Annotated in this window: 10 protein-coding genes; 6 read left to right on the top strand and 4 right to left on the bottom strand. The window is 68.8% G+C overall.

Going from position 1 to position 15,457, the window contains the following annotated elements:
- Positions 1-314 precede the first annotated feature (314 nt).
- Entirely contained in the window at positions 315-1,004 is a 690-nt protein-coding gene (gene hpf, locus OG936_RS12670; protein WP_266746530.1) for a ribosome hibernation-promoting factor, HPF/YfiA family, read from the top strand.
- Between the two features lie 184 nt (positions 1,005-1,188).
- Positions 1,189-1,932, top strand: a complete 744-nt coding sequence (locus OG936_RS12665; RefSeq protein ID WP_383759908.1) for a response regulator — start codon at positions 1,189-1,191, stop codon at positions 1,930-1,932.
- Positions 1,933-1,954: 22 nt separating this feature from the next.
- On the opposite strand, the gene OG936_RS12660 is transcribed toward OG936_RS12665, so the two are convergent.
- Together OG936_RS12660 and OG936_RS12655 are read right to left on the bottom strand one after the other, a co-directional pair.
- Entirely contained in the window at positions 1,955-3,133 is a 1,179-nt protein-coding gene (locus tag OG936_RS12660; RefSeq protein WP_383759910.1) for a winged helix-turn-helix domain-containing protein, read from the bottom strand.
- Between the two features lie 109 nt (positions 3,134-3,242).
- Positions 3,243-3,836 carry a GNAT family N-acetyltransferase gene (locus tag OG936_RS12655; protein WP_406494645.1) on the bottom strand — a complete coding sequence of 198 codons (594 nt, stop codon included), beginning with the start codon at positions 3,834-3,836 and terminating at the stop codon, positions 3,243-3,245.
- A 241-nt stretch (positions 3,837-4,077) separates the two neighbouring features.
- On the opposite strand from OG936_RS12655, the gene secA reads away from it, so the two are divergent.
- On the top strand, positions 4,078-6,897 hold the full coding sequence (secA, locus tag OG936_RS12650; RefSeq protein WP_406494643.1) for a preprotein translocase subunit SecA: 2,820 nt from the start codon (positions 4,078-4,080) through the stop codon (positions 6,895-6,897).
- Positions 6,898-7,445: 548 nt separating this feature from the next.
- On the opposite strand, the gene OG936_RS12645 is transcribed toward secA, so the two are convergent.
- Positions 7,446-7,874, bottom strand: coding sequence for an Rv3235 family protein (locus tag OG936_RS12645; RefSeq protein WP_406494641.1), 429 nt, complete (start codon positions 7,872-7,874; stop codon positions 7,446-7,448).
- Between the two features lie 290 nt (positions 7,875-8,164).
- Between OG936_RS12645 and OG936_RS12640 the strand changes: the two genes are divergently transcribed.
- Together OG936_RS12640 and OG936_RS12635 are read left to right on the top strand one after the other, a co-directional pair.
- Positions 8,165-8,671 carry a DUF6912 family protein gene (locus OG936_RS12640; protein ID WP_383759916.1) on the top strand — a complete coding sequence of 169 codons (507 nt, stop codon included), beginning with the start codon at positions 8,165-8,167 and terminating at the stop codon, positions 8,669-8,671.
- A 59-nt stretch (positions 8,672-8,730) separates the two neighbouring features.
- Positions 8,731-9,402 carry an HAD family hydrolase gene (locus OG936_RS12635; protein WP_406494639.1) on the top strand — a complete coding sequence of 224 codons (672 nt, stop codon included), beginning with the start codon at positions 8,731-8,733 and terminating at the stop codon, positions 9,400-9,402.
- Positions 9,403-9,445: 43 nt separating this feature from the next.
- Here OG936_RS12635 and OG936_RS12630 read toward each other — a convergent pair whose 3' ends face one another.
- Positions 9,446-10,015 (bottom strand): DJ-1/PfpI family protein, encoded by a 570-nt coding sequence (locus OG936_RS12630; RefSeq protein WP_406494637.1) that lies wholly within the window; start codon positions 10,013-10,015, stop codon positions 9,446-9,448.
- Between the two features lie 389 nt (positions 10,016-10,404).
- On the opposite strand from OG936_RS12630, the gene OG936_RS12625 reads away from it, so the two are divergent.
- Positions 10,405-15,429, top strand: a complete 5,025-nt coding sequence (locus OG936_RS12625) for an NAD-glutamate dehydrogenase (RefSeq protein ID WP_406494636.1) — start codon at positions 10,405-10,407, stop codon at positions 15,427-15,429.
- The last annotated feature ends 28 nt before the right edge of the window (positions 15,430-15,457 follow it).

The raw sequence follows: 15,457 nt of genomic DNA, 5'->3' as shown, positions 1-15,457 counted from the left end.
TCGTTGCAGGTAGTGAGCGGGTAAAAAGACCTGAACGGAGGTACGTGCGAGTAGCGGGTGCCGACATCCGGCCAGGCAGGCTATGTTCGGTTGTGAGGAATGGTGAATGCCGGACCTCGATGAATGCACCACCAGGTTTCGGGCAGGTGACTCACCGGTAGCCAGAAGCAGAGAATTCGGTGGGGTGGAAACCCTGCCGATGGGGGAGGAGGAGGTGAAAGCCACCGAGTCCGCGGCTCCGGCTACGACCGGAGCCTGGTGCAAAAGGGAGATGCTCCGCCGCTGAGCGGAGCGATCCGGGAACGGAGTTCTGCGTGGACATCGTCGTCAAGGGCCGCAAGACCGAGGTGCCTGAGCGGTTCCGCAAGCACGTGGCCGAGAAGCTGAAGCTGGACAAGATCCAGAAGTTCGACGGCAAGGTGATCAGCCTCGACGTCGAGGTGTCCAAGGAGCCGAACCCCCGTCAGGCCGACCGCTCCGACCGGGTGGAGATCACGCTCCGCTCGCGCGGGCCGGTCATCCGGGCGGAAGCGGCCGCCGGCGACCCGTACGCAGCGCTGGACCTGGCCACCGGCAAGCTGGAGGCGCGGCTGCGCAAGCAGCACGACAAGCGCTACAGCCGCCGTGGGAACGGCCGGATTCCCGCTGCCGAAGTCGCCGAGACGGTGCCGGGTGCGGCGTCGTTCAACGGCGAGGGCGAACTGGTCGGCAACGAGACGTCCGAGTCCGTGCCCACCACCAGGTTCGGCTCGCTGGAGGTGCGGGGCGAGGGCCCGCTCGTGATGCGCGAGAAGACGCACATCGCTGCACCGATGTCGCTCGATCAGGCGCTCTACGAGATGGAGCTGGTCGGGCACGACTTCTATCTGTTCGTCGACTCCGAAACGAAGGAACCCAGTGTCGTCTACCGACGGCATGCCTATGACTACGGTGTCATCCACCTGAGGACCGACCCGCTGGCCGCCGATGAGGCGGGCGGCGCGGGCGGTGCGCTCGGCGGCTGATGCCACCCTTTCGTGGTGCCCCTGGAGCGCCTGTGCGCCCCCAGGGGCACCCGTGTGCGGGCACAGGATCACCGCTCCGACGTCCAGGCATGAAATCATGTCGTCCCAAGCCAACCGGTGTTCTCCGAACTGCCGTTGGCGGACAGTTGTGAACTTCAGGCCATGGCCTTCAGGGGGAGGAACGATGGCGGACACCTTCGGGCCCGTGCGCGATGCGAATGATGCCGACGACACCGCCGGTGCGGACGCGGAGAGTGGTTCCGGCAAGGAGCCGATCCGGGTCCTCGTGGTGGACGACCATGCGCTCTTCCGCAGAGGTCTGGAAATCGTCCTCGCCCAGGAGGAGGACATCCAGGTCATCGGCGAGGCGGGTGACGGGGCGGAGGCGGTCGACAAGGCGGCCGATCTACTGCCCGACATTGTGCTGATGGATGTCCGGATGCCCAAGCGCGGCGGCATCGAGGCCTGCACCGCCATCAAGGAGGTGGCTCCCAGCGCGAAGATCATCATGCTGACGATCAGCGACGAGGAGGCCGACCTCTACGACGCGATCAAGGCGGGCGCCACCGGCTATCTCCTCAAGGAGATCTCCACGGACGAGGTGGCCACAGCGATCCGCGCGGTCGCCGACGGGCAGTCCCAGATCAGCCCCTCCATGGCGTCCAAACTGCTCACCGAGTTCAAATCGATGATCCAGCGGACCGACGAACGCAGGCTGGTGCCCGCGCCGCGGCTCACCGATCGGGAGCTCGAAGTCCTGAAACTCGTCGCAACGGGCATGAACAATCGCGATATCGCGAAAGAGCTGTTCATTTCCGAGAACACCGTGAAGAACCACGTCCGCAACATTCTGGAGAAGTTGCAGCTGCACTCCAGGATGGAAGCCGTGGTCTATGCCATGCGCGAGAAGATCCTGGAGATCAGGTGACCGGTCGGACGGGAACGCGCGCTCACATCAGAGCGCGGGCGATTTCCTGAGCGAGCGGCTCACGCAGTTCCGGTGCGTCGACCCGCTCCAGCCGGACATCCGTACAGCCGACCCAGGACGCGGCCTCCACCAGGGCCTCGGCCATCGGCGCCACGGCCTTCCTGCTCTCCAGGGACACCTGCCGGGCGACCAGCGTGCTGCCCTCGCGCGCCGGGTCGACACGGCCCTGCAGCCTTCCGCCCGCCAGCAGCGGCATCGCGAAGTATCCGTGTATGCGCTTGGGCTTGGGGACGTAGGCCTCCAAGCGGTGGGCGAAACCGAAGATCCGCTCGGTGCGTGCCCGCTCCCAGACCAGCGAGTCGAACGGCGACAACAGGGTCGTACGGTGCCGCCCGCGCGGCTCCGAGGCCAGCGCCGCCGGGTCCGCCCAGGCCGGCTTCGACCAGCCCTGCACCGTCACCGGAACCAGACCGGAGTCCGCCACGACCGCGTCGAACTGCTCACCCTTGAGCCGGTGGTAGTCCGCGATGTCCGCGCGGGTGCCGACGCCCAGGGACTGGCCCGCCAGCGCGACCAGCCGGCGCAGGCACTCCGCGTCGTCCAGATCGTCGTGCAGCACGGCATCGGGCAGGGCCCGCTCGGCGAGGTCGTACACCCGCTTCCAGCTGCGCCGCTCGGTGCAGACCACCTCGCCGTACATCAGGGCCCGCTCGACGGCGACCTTCGACGCCGACCAGTCCCACCACTCCCCGCCGTTCTTCGCGCCACCCAGCTCCGTCGCCGTCAGCGGGCCCTCGGTGCGCAGCTGCTTGATCACCGTCTCGTAGGCGCCGTCGGGCAGGTCGTGGTGCCAGTGGGGGCGCGAGCGGTAGGCGCGGCGGCGGAACGCGAAGTGCGGCCACTCCTCGACCGGCAGGATGCAGGCCGCGTGCGACCAGTACTCGAAGGTGCGGCCACCCGGCCAGTACGCCTCCTCGACCGTGCGCCGGCCGACCGCGCCCAGGCGTGCGTACGGAATCAGTTCGTGCGAACGCGCGAGCACCGAGATCGTGTCGAGCTGCACGGCACCGAGATGCCGCAGCACACCCGGAACGCCGGCCCGGCGGTCCGGAGCGCCCAGGAAGCCCTGGGCGCGCAGGGCTATCCTGCGCGCCTGATCGGCGGAGAGTTCGGCGGCGGGAGGCGGCGGCACGGACGTCATGCCCCGCACCTTAGAGGGCGGCACTGACATCCGGTCGGGAGTCCACGGTCCGGGTGGTCCGGGGGGTTCAGCGGCGGGCGGCGCGCGGCGGGCGGAGGGCGGAGGCGAGTCAGGTGGCTGCGGGGAGGCCGTTCGCTGCGGGCAGATAGGTGTCGGTGCCCGGCAGGCCGAGATCGGACGGGAGCAGAGCGCCGATCCAGGCATCGCGCCGTACCCCCTTGTTGAGCAGCGCCGAGCGCTGCTCGCCCTCCATCCGGAATCCGGCCCGCAGCGCCACGGCACGCGAAGGGATGTTGCCGACCTCTGCCCGCCACTCCAGCCGGTCACCGCCGAGCGACGAGAAGGTCCAGTGGGCGGCGGAAAGCACCGCCTCTGTCATGTAACCCCGGCCCCGGTGCTCGGCGGCGGTCCAGAAGCCGACCTCGTACGTGCCCGGCAGATTGCGGCGGCTGATGCCGACGGCGCCCGCCAGGGCCCCGCTCTCGCGCAGAACCACCGCGAAGTTGTACATGGAGTCGTCGGCCCACCGATCGGGGGACAGCTTTCCCGTGAAGAATTCCGCGTCGGCGCGGCTGTACGGGGAGGGCACGACCGTCCAGCGCTGGATGTCCGGGTCCTGACAGGCGGCGTGGACCTCGTCCGTGTCGCTGTCGGCGAAGAGGCGCAGCAGCAGGCGCCCGGTGGTGAGGGTGGTCGGTTCCATGTACGGATTCTGGTGACGCGCAGGCCGTGAAGCGAACACTTTTCGGGGCGTCCCCGGCACCTTCGGCGCTCCCCGGCCGTTGACTGGGAAGGGACAGCGGGGCCAACGCGGCGGCAGCCCTCCCGGCGCGGCGGGGTCCTCGCTTACGATGGCCGTTGCGGTGGGGCCCACCTGCCGTGCCCGCGCCAGAGTCCTTAACACGACCCAGTGCCAGGCCCGACCGGCAAGGAGACCAGCCTCAGTGTCCGTCTTCAACAAGCTCATGCGTGCAGGCGAAGGCAAGATCCTGCGCAAACTGCACCGCATCGCGGACCAGGTCAGCTCCATCGAAGAGGACTTCGTCAACCTCTCCGACGCCGAGCTGCGGGCGCTCACCGACGAGTACAAGGAACGGTACGCGGACGGCGAGAGCCTGGACGACCTGCTTCCCGAATCATTCGCGACCGTCCGTGAGGCCGCCAAGCGAGTCCTCGGACAGCGCCACTACGACGTTCAGATGATGGGCGGCGCAGCCCTGCACCTCGGTTACGTGGCCGAGATGAAGACCGGCGAGGGCAAGACCCTGGTCGGTACCCTGCCGGCGTACCTCAACGCGCTCTCCGGCAAGGGTGTGCACCTGATCACGGTCAATGACTATCTGGCCGAGCGCGACTCCGAGATGATGGGCCGGGTCCACAAGTTCCTCGGCCTGACCGTCGGCTGCATCATCGCCGACATGACGCCGGCCCAGCGCCGTGAGCAGTACGCCTGCGACATCACGTACGGCACGAACAACGAGTTCGGGTTCGACTACCTCCGCGACAACATGGCGTGGTCCGCGGACGAGCTCGTCCAGCGTGGCCACAACTTCGCCGTGGTCGACGAGGTCGACTCGATCCTCGTCGACGAGGCCCGTACGCCGCTGATCATCTCCGGCCCGGCCGACCAGGCCACCAAGTGGTACGGCGACTTCGCCAAGCTGGTCACGCGCCTGACCAAGGGCGAGGCGGGCAACCCGCTCAAGGGCATCGAGGAGACCGGCGACTACGAGGTCGACGAGAAGAAGCGGACCGTCGCCATCCACGAGCCCGGTGTCTCGAAGGTGGAGGACTGGCTCGGCATCGAGAACCTCTACGAGTCGGTGAACACGCCCCTCGTCGGGTACCTCAACAACGCCATCAAGGCCAAGGAACTCTTCAAGAAGGACAAGGACTACGTCGTCATCGACGGCGAAGTCATGATCGTCGACGAGCACACCGGCCGTATCCTCGCCGGCCGCCGCTACAACGAGGGCATGCACCAGGCGATCGAGGCGAAGGAAGGGGTGGACATCAAGGACGAGAACCAGACGCTCGCCACGATCACCCTGCAGAACTTCTTCCGCCTGTACGGCAAGCTTTCCGGTATGACCGGTACGGCGATGACCGAGGCCGCCGAGTTCCACCAGATCTACAAGCTCGGTGTGGTGCCGATCCCGACCAACCGGCCGATGGTCCGCGCCGACCAGTCGGACCTGATCTACCGCACCGAGGTCGCGAAGTTCGCCGCGGTCGTCGACGACATCGCCGAGAAGCACGAGAAGGGCCAGCCGATCCTGGTCGGCACCACCTCGGTCGAGAAGTCCGAGTACCTCTCGCAGCAGCTCTCCAAGCGCGGTGTGCAGCACGAGGTCCTCAACGCCAAGCAGCACGACCGTGAGGCGACGATCGTCGCCCAGGCGGGCCGCAAGGGCGCGGTCACGGTCGCGACGAACATGGCCGGACGAGGCACCGACATCAAGCTCGGCGGCAACCCCGACGATCTCGCCGAGGCGGAGCTGCGTCAGCGTGGCCTCGACCCCGTCGAGCACGTCGAGGAGTGGGCGGCGGCGCTGCCCGCCGCGCTGGAGAAGGCCGAGCAGGCCGTGAAGGCGGAGTTCGAAGAGGTCAAGGAGCTCGGCGGACTCTACGTCCTGGGTACCGAGCGGCACGAGTCGCGGCGTATCGACAACCAGCTGCGCGGCCGTTCCGGCCGTCAGGGCGACCCGGGCGAGTCCCGCTTCTATCTGTCGCTCGGCGACGATCTGATGCGTCTGTTCAAGGCGCAGATGGTCGAGCGCGTCATGTCGATGGCCAACGTGCCGGACGATGTGCCGATCGAGAACAAGATGGTGACGCGGGCGATCGCGTCGGCCCAGTCGCAGGTCGAGCAGCAGAACTTCGAGACGCGTAAGAACGTCCTGAAGTACGACGAGGTGCTCAACCGGCAGCGCGAGGTCATCTACGGCGAGCGCCGCAGGGTCTTGGAGGGCGAGGATCTGCAGGACCAGATCCGCCACTTCATGGACGACACGATCGACGACTACATCCGTCAGGAGACCGCCGAAGGCTTCGCCGAGGAGTGGGATCTGGACCGGCTGTGGGGTGCGTTCAAGCAGCTCTACCCGGTGAAAGTCACCGTCGAGGAGTTGGAGGAGGCGGCCGGCGATCGCGCGGGGATCACCGCCGAGTTCATCGGTGAGTCCATCAAGGACGACATCCACGAGCAGTACGACGAGCGTGAGAAGCAGCTCGGCTCGGACATCATGCGTGAGCTGGAGCGGCGCGTGGTGCTGTCCGTCCTGGACCGCAAGTGGCGTGAGCACCTCTACGAGATGGACTACCTCCAGGAGGGCATCGGCCTTCGTGCCATGGCGCAGAAGGACCCGCTGGTCGAGTACCAGCGGGAGGGTTTCGACATGTTCAACGCCATGATGGAGGGCATCAAGGAGGAGTCCGTCGGCTACCTGTTCAACCTGGAGGTTCAGGTCGAGCAGCAGGTCGAGGAGGTTCCGGTGCAGGACGAGGCCGAGCGGACCTCGCTCGCCAAGGAGGACTTCGTGCCGGCGGCGCGTCCGGAGATCCGGGCCAAGGGGCTCGATGCTCCGCAGCGTCCGGACCGGCTGCACTTCTCCGCTCCCACGGTGGACGGGGAGGGCGGGGTCGTCGAGGGCGACTTCTCCAGCAGCGACGGTGGCGGTGCGTCGGAGTCGGACGGGTTGACCCGGGCGGAGCGGCGCAAGGCGCAGAAGAACGGTGGAGGCGGGCGGCGCCGCAAGAAGTAGCGGTGGCGTTGCCGGCGTCGGCGTTCTTGGCGTCGGCAACGGCATAGTTGAGAGCCGGCCGGGGTCGGGCACCTTTTTTGGGGGTGCTCGGCCCCGGTTTGTTTTGCCGCGGGGTGGGGGCTGGGTGGGGGCTTCGGGTCCGGGGGGCCTGGTGTGGGTGGGTGGGCCGCTGCGCGGGGCTGTCCCCTACCCGCCCTTCCCGAAACCGGGGCTCCGCCCCGGACCCCGTTCCTCAAACGCCGGAGAGGCCGGAATCGGAGCGGAGGGCTGGAATCGGGACGGAGGAGCCGGCGCTTTTGTGATGCGCGCTCGTGGCGGGCTCCGTGCCGAAGCCGAAGCCGAAGCCGAAGCCGGCAGCGGCCGCCCCGGGCGGTAAGCGGGAAAGCCGTGTGCCGAACGTACGGGGTGGCTCAGGCGAGACCACGGCCTTGATGGGTCGTCCGTGGTGGGCGTTGGTGTGGCGCCGACCCGAAGTGGGGCGTGGAAGCAGGTCACGCCGTGAGTGCGGTGGAGGCCCGCGTCGTCATCGCTGAGCGGACACGCGGGCTTCATCGGGGCGTTGCCGTCTGCAGGCGTTCGTCGCCCAGTTCTACTGCTGCGCAGCGCCAGCGGAGGTCTGTGCCCTGTTCCAGGCGGAAGGCCATGGCCCGTACCTGTTCGCCCGCCGCGATGCTGGCGCAGGCCTCCACCACTCCCGGGGTCGGCTGGGCGCCGTGGCACATGCGGATCACGGGACGGGCGCCGCGGGCCCTGAGAGGGGTACGGGGGGCCAGTTCGGCCAGTTGGTCGTAGGCGTCGCCGATGGTGTGGCCGAGCATCCAGTGCACCGGGCGCTGGCCGCTGAGGACCGCCAGGAGGCGCTCGGCGAACCAGTGGTGCGGGCGGACCCTCCGGGGAGTCCTCGTGCGCTGCGGTGGTACGGCCTCGGGCCTGCGCCCGTCGTGACGTCCGGTGGGCCGGGTCCTGTTCGTGCTCATCGCTCATCGCCCCCGCGCTTCAGAGGCCCGGTCGAATACCGGGCAGTAACTTCTGCTGTGGATCTTCTACGGCGACGGCGGAGGCGGTCGCAAGCGCCGGTGGGCGCCGGAGCTGGTCGGGGCGAATCACCTATCCGGGTGATGCGGTGGGTGCTCTGCGGGGCGCGGGGCAGGCCCGGAGAGGGTGAGAGGCGAGCGCCGGGTGGACGCGGCGGCCGTGGTGCACGTAACCCCAAAGGGGGACGTCGCACGTATCCTGGGGGCGTTTCCGACTACGAAAGCGGCCAGCCATGCGCGTGTACGTCCCCCTGACGCTCCCCGGTCTCGCAGCGGTGCACCAGGCGGGCGAGATCGGGCCCGGTCCACTGACCGCCTACGCGGTGACTCCTGGACTGCGTGAGTGGTACGTCTCCGACGACATCGAGGAGCTGGAGTACGCGGCGCTCAACCGGGCCGCCTCCGCCTCTCTGCGCCTGATCGCCGGAAACCCCGATGCGGCCCGTCGGCGGGTCGTCGTCGCCGTCGACGTGCCGGACGGTGCTGCCGTGGCCGACCCGGACCGCAGCCTCGACTCGTCGTCGCTCGGCGAGGTGCGGATCTCGTCCCCCGTACCGCTGACCGCGGCCGCCGCCGTGCACGTCGACGCCGACGACGCCGAGAAGGACGTCACGGCCGCCGCGGCCGCTCTGGGCGCCGCGGACCTCGGTGACGACGACGCGCAGTTCACCGTGGACGGCGCCGAGGACCACGAGCTGCTGTGGTTCGGCGTCCAGGAGATTCCGAATCTGATCGGCTGAGCCGGTCCTTCTTGCGGGTTCCGGACGCGTTGTCGTACCCGGCGGGTACTTTCTTGAGCATGGGGAAGCAGGGAAAGCACCGCACACATCTGGTCTGGGACTGGAACGGCACACTGCTCGACGACAACGTCGCGGTCGTCGGCGCGACGAACGCCGCATTCGGTGAGGTCGGCCTGGAGCCGATCACTCTGCAGCAGTACCGCGAGATGTACTGCGTCCCCATCCCGCGCTTCTACGAACGGCTGATGGGCCGCTTGCCCACCGAGGCCGAGTGGGAGCGGATGGACGGGATATTCCACCGGTACTACACCGAGCAGCGGGCCGCCTGCGGGCTCACCGAAGGAGCCGAGGAACTGCTCTCCCAGTGGCAGCGGGACGGCGGCAGCCAGTCCCTGCTGAGCATGTACGGTCACGATCAGCTGGTCCCCGTGGTCCGGGGATACGGCATCGAACGGCACTTCCTGCGCATCGACGGGCGCACCGGGCCGTCCGGCGGCAGCAAGGCGCGGCACATGGAGCGCCACATCGCCGCGCTCGACGGGATATCCGCGGAGTACACCGTGATCGTCGGTGACGCCGTGGACGACGCCGTGGCCGCCGCCCACGTCGGGGCGAAGGCCGTGCTCTACACCGGCGGCTCGCACAGCAGGGCCAGCCTGGAGGCCGCCGGGGTGCCGGTGGTGGACAGCCTGGCCGAGGCCGCGGACCTTGCCGGGCGCATGGCTGGATGAGACGGAGAGACGAGCGGAGGGGGGAAGAGGCCCGGCTGCGCCGTCAGGTGGTCACCGGGGCCTTGGTGCGGAGCACCTTCAGGAATTCGCGCATCCACGCCGAGTGGTCCGGCCACGCACGGGACGAGATCAGCGTGCCGTCGACCACCACCTCGTGATCCTCGAAGGTGGCGCCCGCCGCCTGCATGTCGAGCTCCAGCGCCGGGTACGCGGTGACGTGCCGGCCGGCCAGGGCGCCGACCGCCGCCGTCATCAGCGGGCCGTGGCAGATCTGGGCCACCGGCCGGTCCGAGTCGAAGAACGCCTTGAGGATCTTGCGCAGCTCGGCGTCATTGCGCAGGTACTCGGGGGCCCGGCCGCCCGGGACGACCAGGGCCACGTAGTCCCCGGCGTCCACCTCGGAGAAGGCCAGGTCGGCGGGCCAGGTGTAGCCGGGCTTCTCGGTGTACGTGTCGAAGCCGGGCTCGAAGTCGTGGACCACGAAGCGGAGCGTCTTGCGGGCGGGGGCCGCGATATGGACGTCGTACCCCTCCTCGCGCAGCCGCTGGTACGGGTAGAGGACTTCCAGGGACTCGGCGGCGTCGCCGGTGACGATCAGGATTTTCGGTGCCATGGCGGGGCTCCCACGGTTCGTCGGCCTGTTCCGTCTACCAGAGTGCGGCAAGACGGGCGGCCGCGCTGTCCAGAGTGTCAAATTTCCGACCATCTTTTGTACACATGCGGCCCGTGACGGTTACGGCGGCGGGCGAGATAGCCTGGACCCCGTGATCAGCGCGATACGCCTCGGGGGCAGCGGAGCCCCCGGCCTGCGCCCGGAGTGCCACAGCACCCGGGCCATCACTGATCCTCACAGCCCGGACCAACTGCCAAAAATGGCCAATATGGTCCCGGGCATCTCTCATAGCGGCATAGCGTCGACTCAGACCGGAAACCCCGTGTCGTGGCGGTACGTCGTCTTTTTCACCTACGTCACGCAACGGCGCGCGACAGGAGCCAGAGGACATGCAGACCAAGCTGGACGAAGCCAAGGCCGAGCTGCTCGCACGGGCCGCCAAGGTAGCTGACAACAGCCCGGGCGGTGGTGTCGGCGGCCCGGGCGGTACCCCCCCGGTACGTGTCGCGGCCACCGGCGGCGCCGGGGCCGAGCAGGAGCGTCCCGGACAGGACGTACTCCTCGCCTACCTCCAGCGCTACTACCTGCACACCGCACCCGAGGACATCGCGGGCCGCGACCCCGTCGACGTCTTCGGTGCCGCCTCCTCCCACTACCGGCTCGCGGAGGCCCGCCCGCAGGGCAAGGCGAACGTCCGGGTGCACACCCCGACCGTCGAGGAGAACGGCTGGACGTGCAGCCACACTGTCGTCGAGGTCGTCACCGACGACATGCCGTTCCTGGTCGACTCCGTCACCAATGAGCTGTCCCGGCAGGGCCGCGGCATCCATGTCGTGATCCACCCGCAGGTCGTCGTACGCCGTGACGTCACCGGCAAGCTCATCGAGGTCCTCGCCGAGGGCAACGGCATCTCGGCGAGCCCGCAGGCCCGCAAGAACGCCAAGGGCGGCAAGAAGGGCGGCACGACCGAGTTGCCGCACGACGCGCTCGTCGAGTCCTGGATCCACGTCGAGATCGACCGCGAGACCGACCGCTCCGACCTCCAGCAGATCGCCACCGATCTGCTCCGCGTGCTGTCCGACGTGCGCGAGGCCGTCGAGGACTGGGAGAAGATGCGCGACGCCGCGCTGCGCATCGCCGACAACCTGGCCGCCGAGCCGCTCGACGAACTCGCCGACGAAGAGGTGAACGAGGCCAGGGAGCTGCTGCGCTGGCTCGCCGCCGACCACTTCACCTTCCTCGGCTACCGCGAATACGAGCTCAAGGACACCGACGCGCTGGCCGCCGTACCCGGCACCGGCCTCGGCATCCTGCGCTCCGACCCGCACCACAGCGTCGACGAGGCGCACCCCGTCAGCCCGTCCTTCGAGCGGCTGCCCGCCGATGCCCGGGCCAAGGCCCGCGAGCACAAGCTCCTCGTTCTCACCAAGGCCAACAGCCGGTCGACCGTCCACCGCCCCAGCTACCTCGACTACGTCGGTGTGAAGAAGTTCGACGCCGACGGCAACGTCATCGGTGAACGCCGCTTCCTGGGGCTGTTCTCGTCCGCCGCCTACACCGAGTCCGTACGCCGGGTGCCCGTCATCCGCCGCAAGGTCGCCGAGGTGCTGGAGGGCGCGGGCTTCTCGCCCAACAGCCACGACGGCCGCGACCTGCTGCAGATTCTGGAGACGTACCCGCGCGACGAGCTGTTCCAGGCGCCCGTCGACCAGCTGCGCTCCGTCGTCACCTCCGTGCTGTACCTCCAGGAGCGCCGCCGGCTGCGGCTCTACCTGCGCCAGGACGAGTACGGGCGCTACTACTCCGCGATCGTCTACCTGCCGCGTGACCGCTACACCACCGGTGTCCGGCTCCGTCTGATCGACATCCTCAAGGAGGAACTGGGCGGCACCAGCGTCGACTTCACCGCCTGGAACACCGAGTCGATCCTCTCCCGGCTGCACTTCGTCGTCCGGGTAGCACCCGGCACCGAGCTGCCCGACCTCACCGACGCCGAGGCCGACCGCATCGAGGCACGGCTCGTCGAGGCCGCCCGCTCCTGGGCCGACGGCTTCCAGGAGGCACTCAACGCCGAGTGCGGCGAGGAGCGCGCCGCCGAGCTGCTGCGCCAGTACGGCCACTCGTTCCCCGAGGGCTACAAGGCCGACCACACGCCGCGCTCCGCCGTGTCCGACATGATCCACCTCGAAGCGCTCAAGGAAGACGAGAAGGACTTCTCCCTCAGCCTGTACGAGCCGGTCGGCGCCGGCCCCGGCGAGCGTCGCTTCAAGATCTACCGGACCGGCGAGCAGGTCTCCCTCTCGGCCGTCCTTCCGGCGCTCCAGCGGCTCGGTGTCGAGGTCGTCGACGAGCGTCCGTACGAGCTGCGCTGCACGGACGGTACGCACGCCTGGATCTACGACTTCGGTCTGCGGCTGCCGCAGACCAACGGCAGCGGCAACTACCTCGCCGATGACGCCCGCGACCGCTTCCAGGACGCCTTCGCGGCCGTGTGGACCGGTGCCGCCGAGAACGACGGCTTCAACTCCCTCGTACTGGGCGCCGGTCTGAACTGGCGGCAGGCGATGGTGCTGCGCGCCTACGCGAAGTACCTGCGGCAGGCCGGTTCGACCTTCAGCCAGGACTACATGGAGAGCACTCTCCGCAACAACATCCACACCACCCGGCTGCTGGTCTCGCTCTTCGAGGCGCGGATGTCCCCGGACCGGCAGAGCGCCGGCACCGAGCTCACCGACGGGCTCCTCGAAGAGCTGGACGGGGCCCTGGACCAGGTCGCCTCCCTCGACGAGGACCGGATCCTGCGGTCCTTCCTCACCGTCATCAAGGCCACCCTGCGCACGAACTTCTTCCAGACCGCGGACGACGGCAATCCGCACGGTTACGTCTCGATGAAGTTCGACCCGCAGTCCATCCCGGATCTCCCGGCGCCCCGCCCGGCGTTCGAGATCTGGGTGCACTCGCCGCGCGTGGAGGGCGTGCACCTGCGCTTCGGCAAGGTCGCCCGAGGCGGTCTGCGCTGGTCGGACCGGCGGGAGGACTTCCGTACGGAGATCCTCGGCCTGGTCAAGGCGCAGATGGTGAAGAACACCGTCATCGTGCCGGTCGGCGCCAAGGGCGGCTTCGTCGCCAAACAGCTCCCGGACCCGGCCGTCGACCGTGACGCCTGGATGGCCGAGGGCATCGCCTCCTACCGCACCTTCATCTCGGCGCTGCTCGACATCACGGACAACATGGTGGCCGGCGAGGTCGTACCGCCCAAGGACGTCGTCCGGCACGACGAGGACGACACCTACCTGGTCGTCGCCGCCGACAAGGGCACCGCGAAGTTCTCCGACATCGCCAACGAGGTCGCCGTCTCGTACGGCTTCTGGCTCGGCGACGCGTTCGCCTCCGGCGGCTCCGCCGGATACGACCACAAGGGCATGGGCATCACCGCCCGCGGCGCCTGGGAATCCGTCAAGCGGCACTTCCGCGAGCTTGGCCACGACACCCAGACCGAGGACTTCACCGTCGTCGGCGTCGGTGACATGTCGGGTGACGTGTTCGGCAACGGCATGCTGCTCTCCGAGCACATCCGGCTCGTCGCCGCCTTCGACCACCGGCACATCTTCATCGACCCCACCCCGGACGCCGCCACCTCGTACGCCGAGCGGCGCCGCCTCTTCGACCTGCCGCGCAGCTCCTGGGCCGACTACAACAAGGAACTGCTCTCCGCGGGCGGCGGAGTCCACCCGCGCAGCGCCAAGTCCATCCCGGTCAACGCGCACATCCGCGAGGCGCTCGGCATCGAGTCGCGGGTCACGAAGATGACGCCCGCCGAGCTGATGCAGGCCATCCTCAAGGCCCGCGTCGACCTGCTGTGGAACGGCGGCATCGGCACGTACATCAAGTCCTCCGCCGAGTCGAACGCGGACGTCGGTGACAAGGCCAACGACGCGATCCGCGTCGACGGCCAGGACCTGCGGGCCAAGGTCGTCGGCGAGGGCGGCAACCTCGGTGCCACCCAGCTCGGCCGGATCGAGTTCGCCCGTACCGGCGGCCGGATCGACACCGACGCGATCGACAACAGCGCCGGTGTGGACACCTCCGACCACGAGGTGAACATCAAGATCCTGCTCAACGGCCTGGTCCGGGACGGCGACATGACCGTCAAGCAGCGCAACAAGCTGCTCGCCGGGATGACCGACGAGATCGGCCGTCTGGTACTGCGCAACAACTACGCGCAGAACGTGGCACTCGCCAACGCCACCGCCCAGTCGTCCTCCCTGCTCCACGCCAACCAGCGCTTCATGCGCCGGCTGGGCCGCGACGGGGACCTCGACCGCGCGCTGGAGTTCCTGCCCACCGACCGGCAGATCCGTGAACTGCTCAACGCCGGCAAGGGGCTCAGCCAGCCCGAGCTGGCCGTGCTGATGGCGTACACCAAGATCACGGCGGCCCGGGAGCTGATCCGGACCAGCCTGCCGGACGACCCGCACCTGCAGAAGCTGCTGCACGCCTACTTCCCGCAGCAACTGCGCGAGCAGTTCCCCGAGGCGGTCGACGGGCACGCGCTGCGTCGCGAGATCATCACCACGGTCCTGGTCAACGACACAGTGAACAGCGGTGGTTCGACCTTCCTGCACCGGCTGCGGGAAGAGACCGGCGCCTCGATCGAGGAGATCGTGCGGGCACAGGTCGCGGCCCGCGAGATCTTCAGCCTCGGCCAGGTGTGGGACGCCGTCGAGGCGCTCGACAACGAGGTCGCCGCCGATGTGCAGACCCGGATCCGGCTGCACTCGCGCCGGCTCGTCGAGCGCGGTTCGCGCTGGCTGCTCGGCAACCGGCCGCAGCCGCTGGAGATCGCCGGGACGATCGACTTCTTCAAGGCGGGCGTCGAGCAGGTCTGGGCCGAGCTGCCCAAGATGCTGATGGGCGCCGACCTGGACTGGTACCAGTCGATCCTGGACGAGCTCACCGAGGCGGGTGTCCCGGGCGAACTGGCCCAGCGGGTCGCCGGATTCTCCTCCGCGTTCCCGGCGCTGGACATCGTGGCGATCGCGGACCGCACCGGCAAGGACCCGCTCTCCGTCGCCGAGGTGTACTACGACCTCGCGGACCGGCTGGGCGTCACCCAGCTGATGGACCGGATCATCGAGCTGCCGCGGGCGGACCGCTGGCAGTCCATGGCCCGGGCGTCCATCCGGGAGGACCTGTACGCCGCGCACGCCGGGCTCACCGCGGATGTGCTGTCCGTGGGCAACGGGACCTCGACCCCGGAGGAGCGGTTCATGGCGTGGGAGGGGAAGAACGCGGCGATCCTCACGCGGTCGCGCTCCACGCTTGAGGAGATCCGGGGATCGGACTCGTTCGACCTGGCGAACCTGTCGGTGGCCATGCGGACGATGCGGACGTTGCTGCGTACGCACGCGTAGCGGGTGGTGGGGCGGGGCGGTCGCCGGG

Origin of the sequence: Streptomyces sp. NBC_00846, from assembly GCF_045207325.1 — a bacterium.
Classification (GTDB): Bacteria; Actinomycetota; Actinomycetes; order Streptomycetales; family Streptomycetaceae; genus Streptomyces.
The sequence above is the reverse complement of the archived record's forward strand: the minus strand, read 5'-3'. Positions and strand labels throughout refer to the sequence as shown.